General features: G+C 73.0%; 8 protein-coding genes. 3 read left to right on the top strand and 5 right to left on the bottom strand.

Annotated features, from left to right (window positions below; all coding sequences use genetic code 11):
* Both AC1DUQ_RS15225 and AC1DUQ_RS15220 read right to left on the bottom strand, forming a co-directional pair.
* The coding region (locus AC1DUQ_RS15225) for a histidine kinase dimerization/phospho-acceptor domain-containing protein (RefSeq protein ID WP_477074074.1) at nt 1-532 on the bottom strand (532 nt) is incomplete at its 3' end.
* 110 nt (nt 533-642) lie between these two features.
* A complete protein-coding gene (locus AC1DUQ_RS15220) occupies nt 643-1,362 on the bottom strand; it encodes a response regulator transcription factor (RefSeq protein ID WP_477062107.1) in 720 nt (239 codons plus the stop codon).
* 135 nt (nt 1,363-1,497) lie between these two features.
* On the opposite strand from AC1DUQ_RS15220, the gene AC1DUQ_RS15215 reads away from it, so the two are divergent.
* From AC1DUQ_RS15215 to AC1DUQ_RS15205, 3 genes are read left to right on the top strand one after another with little or no spacing between them, the layout of a single operon-like run.
* Nucleotides 1,498-2,160, top strand: a complete 663-nt coding sequence (locus AC1DUQ_RS15215) for a glycosyltransferase family 2 protein (protein ID WP_477062108.1) — start codon at nt 1,498-1,500, stop codon at nt 2,158-2,160.
* Entirely contained in the window at nt 2,157-2,813 is a 657-nt protein-coding gene (locus AC1DUQ_RS15210; protein ID WP_477062109.1) for a TIGR04282 family arsenosugar biosynthesis glycosyltransferase, read from the top strand. The genes AC1DUQ_RS15215 and AC1DUQ_RS15210 overlap by 4 nt, the downstream gene beginning before the upstream one ends.
* Nucleotides 2,813-3,442, top strand: a complete 630-nt coding sequence (locus AC1DUQ_RS15205) for a class I SAM-dependent methyltransferase (protein ID WP_477062110.1) — start codon at nt 2,813-2,815, stop codon at nt 3,440-3,442. Before AC1DUQ_RS15210 ends, AC1DUQ_RS15205 begins: the two co-directional genes overlap by 1 nt.
* A gap of 7 nt (nt 3,443-3,449) precedes the next feature.
* On the opposite strand, the gene AC1DUQ_RS15200 is transcribed toward AC1DUQ_RS15205, so the two are convergent.
* The 3 genes from AC1DUQ_RS15200 to AC1DUQ_RS15190 all read right to left on the bottom strand — a co-directional run.
* The gene (locus AC1DUQ_RS15200) at nt 3,450-3,920 is read right to left on the bottom strand and encodes a hypothetical protein (protein WP_477062111.1); all 471 of its coding nucleotides are present in this window, start codon (nt 3,918-3,920) and stop codon (nt 3,450-3,452) included.
* Entirely contained in the window at nt 3,917-5,080 is a 1,164-nt protein-coding gene (locus AC1DUQ_RS15195) for a molybdopterin-dependent oxidoreductase (RefSeq protein WP_477062112.1), read from the bottom strand. The genes AC1DUQ_RS15200 and AC1DUQ_RS15195 overlap by 4 nt, the downstream gene beginning before the upstream one ends.
* Before the next feature lie 69 nt (nt 5,081-5,149).
* On the bottom strand, nt 5,150-6,464 hold a 1,315-nt coding region (locus AC1DUQ_RS15190), incomplete at its 5' end, for a hypothetical protein (RefSeq protein ID WP_477074073.1).

Here is a 6,464-nt window from a genome sequence, read left to right as displayed (position 1 = left end):
GCGCCGGCCCGTCGGGGCTCGACAGATCGGTGAGGTCGTCGATCATCCGCCCCATCCGCTCTACGGCGGCCCCGATGCCGAAGTAGGCGGTGTCGGTGTCCGTGATCACCCCATCCTTCAGCCCCTCGATCGTCGCGCCGACGCCGGACAGCGGCGACTTCAGGTCATGACTGACGAACGCCACGACCTGCCTGCGAGCGGACTCCAGGGCACGCTCCCGCTCCCGCGACGCCTCGAGGCGCACACGGGTCCTCGCCAGCTCGGACGAGAGCTCCGCGAGCTCGGCCGTCACGGGGGACGCCGCCGGGAGGCTCGCCTCGGTCGCCAGGCCGCGGGCCTGCGCACCAACTGCACGGACGTCGGCAAGCACGAAACGCCCGAGCAGCACCGCGAGCACAACAGCGGGGAGTGAGGAGAGTCCCAGAACGAGGCGAGCGACTGCCGCGTCGTGCTCCGACAGGAACATCGCGCCGACATTCACCCAGATCGCCAGCGCGACGACGGCGACCGGAACAAGGGCCGTGACCACCATCGCCGCGACGAGGGAGACGCGGCGGACCCGGTTGACGACGAGCGCGCCGACGACCCCGACACCGGCGGCACACAGTGTGGTCATGCCGGCGATGAACCAGAGGTCCCGGCTCATCTCGAGGCCTCGGCTAGCGACGCAGTCAGCTCGTCGGCCGTGCCGAGCCGGTAGCCGGTTCCGCGAACGGTCGTGAGCAGCATCGGCTCCGACGGGTCGGGCTCGAACTTCCTGCGGAGGCGACGAACGTGCACCACGACCGTCGAGTCGTCGCCGAAGTCCCAGCCCCATACCCGACGCAGCAGCTCACGCGTGCCGAACGTCGACCCTGCGTGCTGCGCGAGGAAGAGAAGCAGGTCGAACTCGCGCGGGGCCAGCACCTGCTCAGACCCGGCCAAGGACACCGAACGGGTGGACGGATCCAGCGTCAGGGGACCGACGGTGACCGATCGCAAGCCGTCACCGGGATGGATGTCACCCCGCCGCAGCAAGGCGTGCACGCGCAGGACGAGCTCACGCGGGCTGAACGGCTTGGTGAGGTAGTCGTCGGCACCGAACTCGAGTCCGATGATCCGGTCGTCCACGCTGCCGAGGCCGGAGAGCAGGACCACTGGGGTCCGGTCGGCGTCGGACCGCATGCGGCGCAGCAGGTCAAGCCCCGAGGCGCCGGGGAGCCGCACGTCGAGCACGACGGCGTCGGGCCGGGTCTCCCGCCAGATGCGTTCGCCCTCACGCGCGTCGCCTGCGACGCTGGTCCGCACGCCGTCTGCCTCCAGGTACGCGGCCACGCTGCGCGCCACGAGCTCCTCGTCGTCGACCACCAGCACACTGGGCATGGTGGTCACGCTAGTCCGCGTCCCGATGTGCAGCGGACCCGAACCGGTCCTGGACGCCCTGTGGGGCGGATCCGTCATCGAACGGTCATCCCGGCCGAGCCCGCCACTCGGCGGAGCCCTCATAGCGTTGGGCGGGTGACTGGTGGAGACCCGACGGTGGACCTGGTGCTGCCCTGCCTCGACGAGGCGGCCGCGCTCGCGTGGCTCCTCCCGCGGGTGCCGCCGGGCGTGCGCGCGATCGTCGTCGACAACGGGTCGACCGACGGCACTGCCAAGGTCGCACGCGAGCTCGGCGCTCACGTAGTCCGGGAGGAACGTCGCGGGTTCGGGGCCGCCTGTCACGCCGGCCTGCTCGCCGCCACCGCCGACGTCGTGGCGTTCATGGACGCCGACGGCAGCCTCGACCCGCGACAGCTGGTCCGGGTGCTCGACCCGCTGCGCGAGGGGGCCGACCTCGTCCTGGGGCGGCGGCGGCCCACGTCGGCGGCCGCCTGGCCCTGGCACCTGCGCGTCGCGAACAAGGTCCTCGTCCGCCGGCTGGAACGTCGGACCGGGCTGCGCCTGGCGGATCTCGGGCCGATGCGGGCGGCCCGCCGGGCGGCTCTGCTAGCGCTCGACCTGCACGACCGACGCTCGGGCTACCCGCTGGAGATGGTCGTCCGCTCGGCCGACGACGGCTGGCGGATCAGCGAGGTCGACGTCGACTACGAGCTCCGGACGGGTCGCTCCAAGGTGACCGGCACCCCGCTGGGCGTGGTCCGCGCGGTGCGCGACATGTCTGCGGTGCTGGCGTCATGACTGCCCCGGCCGAGCCCGCCCAGGCTGTCGTGCTGCTCGCCAAGGCGCCTGTCGCCGGACGCGTCAAGACCCGGCTGCACAGCGCATTCAGCCCGCACGACGCGGCGACCCTGGCTCAGGCCGCGCTCGAGGACACCCTCGCTGCGATGTCCTCGACCTCGGCGACCCACAGGGTCGTCGCTCTGGACGGAGATCCCGGCCCGTGGCTCCCGCCGGGCTTCGACGTGGTGGCGCAGCCGTCGGGCGACCTCGGTATCAGGTTGGCCGCAGCCTTCCGTGGCGTGCTCGAACGCACAGGGCACTCCCCCGCCCTGCTGGTCGGGATGGACACCCCTCAGCTCGGGGTGCACCTCGCGGCGGCCGACTTCGCCGATGCCGACGCCGTCCTCGGCCTGACCGATGACGGAGGCTACTGGGCCATCGGGTTGCGAGAGGCGGACGACCGCGTCTTCGACGGTGTCCCGATGTCGACGGGCCGGACCGGCGGGGCCCAGCTCCGTCGGCTCCGGGACCTCGGGCTCCGAGTGCGCCTCCTCCCCCGGCTCCGCGACGTCGACGTACCCGCCGACGCGCGCGCCGTCGCCCTCGACGCTCCCTGGACGCAGTTCGCTGCCGCGTGGCGCCGCCTCACTGACGACGGGGCGACGCGCTGATGCGTCCGCACCCGATGATGCTCTACGAGGCTGCGCTCGACGGAGAGCCAGTCGTCGCACTGGGTTCGGGCGGCATCGTCACCCTCGCCGTGGCGCGCTGGACGCACGAGCCGGACGCCATCGACGACCTGATGCTGGCGCGGTGCGAGCCTCCTGTTCTGGACGTCGGCTGCGGCCCGGGCCGGCTCGTCGCCGCCCTCAACGCACGCGGCGTCCCGGCCCTGGGCATCGACATCTCCGCCCGTGCCGTCCAGCACGCGCGCCGGCGCGGGGCGACCGTCCTACGGCGTGCCGTGGAGCACCACCTCCCCGCCGAAGGACGGTGGGGCACGGTCCTGCTCGCCGACGGGAACATCGGCATCGGCGGCGACCCGGCGGCACTGCTCGACCGGTGCCGGGCGCTGGTCGGTCCCCACGGCCTGGTCCTGGTGGAGACCGACGTCGACGACGACGCCGACGACACCTCGCCGTTGACCCTGCGCCGTGCCGACGGGCGAACCAGTCGCCCCATGCCGTGGGCGCGGACGGGCGTGCACGCGCTCGTCCGGCTCGCTCCGAGGTGCGGGTTCGCCGTCCTGGAGCAGTGGCGCCTGCAGGGTCGGACTGTCGTCGCGCTGCGGGCGCTCTGAGGGGTCGTCAGTCGGTGTCCTCGCGCGGGAGGAGGTCGGGATCGGCAGGTTCGGGTCCACGCGGCCGGGCGCGTGCTGCGCCGGCGGCCGCGCCCACCAGGACGGCGAGAACCAGGACCGCCGTGGCGACGACGACGGAGGTCGTCAGCGGCACAGGGACCACGGACGGGTCACGGCGCATGCCGGAGGCCACGACGATGACGACCGCAAAGATCGCGAGGACGACCGCACCCAGAGCCCCGGCCCGCAGCGCCGGACGCCAGCCCACCGGCACTCGCGGCAGGACGAGCGCGCCGAGGACCACCGCCGCCGGTGCCAGCACCGCGTCGTGCACCGCGACCCCGCCGGCCAACCAGAGCAGCACGGACGGCCACTGGCCCTGCGGCACGGACGTCAGCCCGACGACCACGCCGACACCGACCAGCACCACCCCGGCGCCCAGCAGGGCCAGGCGCCCGGTCGACCAGGTCTCGCTCATGCCTCCACGACCTCGATGCGGTCGAGCCACTTGGTCTGCAGGACGCCCGGCCGGTTCGGCGCGATCAACCTCGCCGGATACCCGTGGTCAACGTGCAGCGGTTCACCACCGAGCCGGAGTGCGACGACGCTGTCGGGGTGCCGAGCGTAGGCACCGGGCAGCACGGACTCGTTGTACGAGCCGGCTTCCTGCAGGCTCACGAACCGGACGTCGGCATCCTCCCGGTCGCTCACCGCGGCGATGAGATCGACGACCCGGACCCCCTGCCACGTCGCGGTCGTGCTCCAGCCCTCCACGCAGGCGATCGGGAGAACGACCGTGACCTGACGCATCGCCTCCAGGTCGGCCCGCGAGAGCCGGAGGGTCCCGCCAGGGCCACGGACGGTGAGCCGCCATGCAGGGTCGGTCGCACGATCGAGCACGCCCGCGCTCCCGGCCGTGCGGTTCACCGGCACGCCCTGAACGCCGACTCCGGACTGGCGGGGCGAGAGGACCGCTGCCCCGGACAGTGGTGTCACCGTCTGCCCCACGGTCAGCGCCGTCAGGCCAAGGACCGTCAGAGCGATGCCCGCCAGGAACCCGCGCCGCGTGGGCCCGTCGTGCTCGCCCTCCGCCTCCTGACCGACTGGATGCCGCAGCGCAGCCGCGATGGTCGGCAGCTTGACCGCGACGTGGATGACGATCGACCCCACCAGCACCCAGGCGACCGCAAAGTGGACTCGCACGAAGGAGAACGACCACGGGTACCACTGGAAGATGTTGAGAAGCCCGGTGACCAGCTGGAAGATCGCAGTGGCGACGAGCACGGCCACTGACCCTCGCTCCAGCAGGTGCAGCGGTCCGCGCAGCCGTGGACGCTGGAACAGGGCGGGATAGACGGCGTACAGCTTGGCCAGGAGCAGGGGCAGTGCGGCCAGACCTGCAGCGACGTGCACGCCCTGGCTCAGCCGGTATCCCCAGACCGGCAGCGGCGTGAACGGGACCCAGGCGACGGGCTGCTGGTGCAGGTGGGACAGCAGCCCCGTGACGAATGCCGTGCCGATCGCCGCGGCCAGCAGGACTCCGACCCGGGCCACGACGCGCGGGTCGTGCACCGGTGACCGGAAGTCCGCCTGGTCCGGCGGCTTCCGCCGCAGGTCGCTGAGCCGGGTGCGGGCCACGCTCCGACCCTAGGTCGGCCGTGGCCGGCCGGACCCGGACCGGCGATGACGGCTACCTGACGGTGCTCCTCACCAGGGCGAGACCAGCACGACCTGGAGCGCGATCGTCGTGGCCGCCTGCGCGACAAGCCATCCCCGCCGGTCCGCGACCGTGGCCGCGACCGGCAGCACCCAGCACGCCAGAGGCAGCCAGATGCGTTCCACCTCCCCGCGCTCCACCCCGGACACGGCACCGAGGAGCGCGGCACCCAGCGCCACGACCACGAGGAGCTGGACCGCTCGCGGCAGGGAACGCAGGCCAACGAGCCCTCCGACGCCTGCCGGCCCGACGAGGGCGCCGAGCAGGACTAGGTCGGCGACGAGGAAGTAGAGATACGGCCGCTCCGCTGCTCGACCCAGGGTGGACGCCAGGTGGGTGACGGCGATGCCGTCCGGGAGCCAGAACCCGGCCGCGCCCCAAGAGGCCACCGAGGCCAGGACGACAATGCCGGCCACGACTGTGGGAGTCCACCGCCGGGTGACGATCCCGACGACCAGGGCGAGCGCGCCCATCGGCAGCAAGCCGTAGGACAGGAACGGGCACAGGCTCAAGACCAGTCCCGCCGCGAGCGCCCACGGCCATGACCGTCCGTCCCGGGTGGAGGCGACGGCGAGCAGGGCGACGCCCCAGGCCAGCACCCCCGCGAAGAACGCGTCGGCCGACGTCGCCAGCCACAGCGCTGACGGTGCGAGCACCGCGGCGGGCAGCGCGCGGCGCACGGCCTCCTCACCGTGCGGGCCCGCGAGCGCCCGCACCGTGATGCCCACTGCCACCAACGAGCTCGTTCCCGCCAGCAGCACGAGCGCCGCCATCCACCACTCGCCGCCCAGGCCCAGCCGGTCGAGCCCGCCGAGCAGCAACGCCATGCCTGGCGGGTGGCCGCGCACGTGCACCGGGTACATCAGAGCGCGATCGGTGAAGGTGCGCAGGAACTCCCCCGGGTCTTGGGCCACCAACGGCACGACCGCCAGATAGTCCTTCTCGTCGGTCAGCGGTGCGGCGATCGCGGCGAAGCCGTCCGTCACCGCCAGGAGCACCGCGAACGCGGTCGACGCTGCCCACCCGGCGAGGAGAACGAGGCGCCAGCCTGCCGTGCCCGCGAAGCGAGGTCCATGGAGGACGACGAGCCCGGCGACGATCACGGCGAGGACGGTGCCGACCGACACGCGACCGTGCAGATACCCGATGAACGGCGGAGCGCTCCCGTAGGTGACGACCGCACCGCGGTCTGCCAAGGCGAGTCCCGCAGCCCAGAGAGCGCCGAGCCCCACCAGCCACAGTGCGACCGCGAGCACCGCTCGTCGCGTGACGACCACCGGTGCTGTCCGCGCTGCTGCGGCGGTG

The sequence above is a fragment of the Cellulomonas sp. P4_B5_2 genome (assembly GCF_056402235.1).
Note: the sequence above shows the minus strand (reverse complement) of the source record. Positions and strands in the feature narration are given on the sequence as shown.

Excerpts from the sequence above, each read along its gene's own strand:
- AC1DUQ_RS15205 (WP_477062110.1), top strand. The coding sequence starts at position 2,813 with ATGCGTCCGCACCCGATGATGCTCTACGAGGCTGCGCTCGACGGAGAG.
- AC1DUQ_RS15200 (WP_477062111.1), bottom strand. The coding sequence starts at position 3,920 with ATGAGCGAGACCTGGTCGACCGGGCGCCTGGCCCTGCTGGGCGCCGGG.
- AC1DUQ_RS15210 (WP_477062109.1), top strand. The coding sequence starts at position 2,157 with ATGACTGCCCCGGCCGAGCCCGCCCAGGCTGTCGTGCTGCTCGCCAAG.
- AC1DUQ_RS15220 (WP_477062107.1), bottom strand. The coding sequence starts at position 1,362 with ATGCCCAGTGTGCTGGTGGTCGACGACGAGGAGCTCGTGGCGCGCAGC.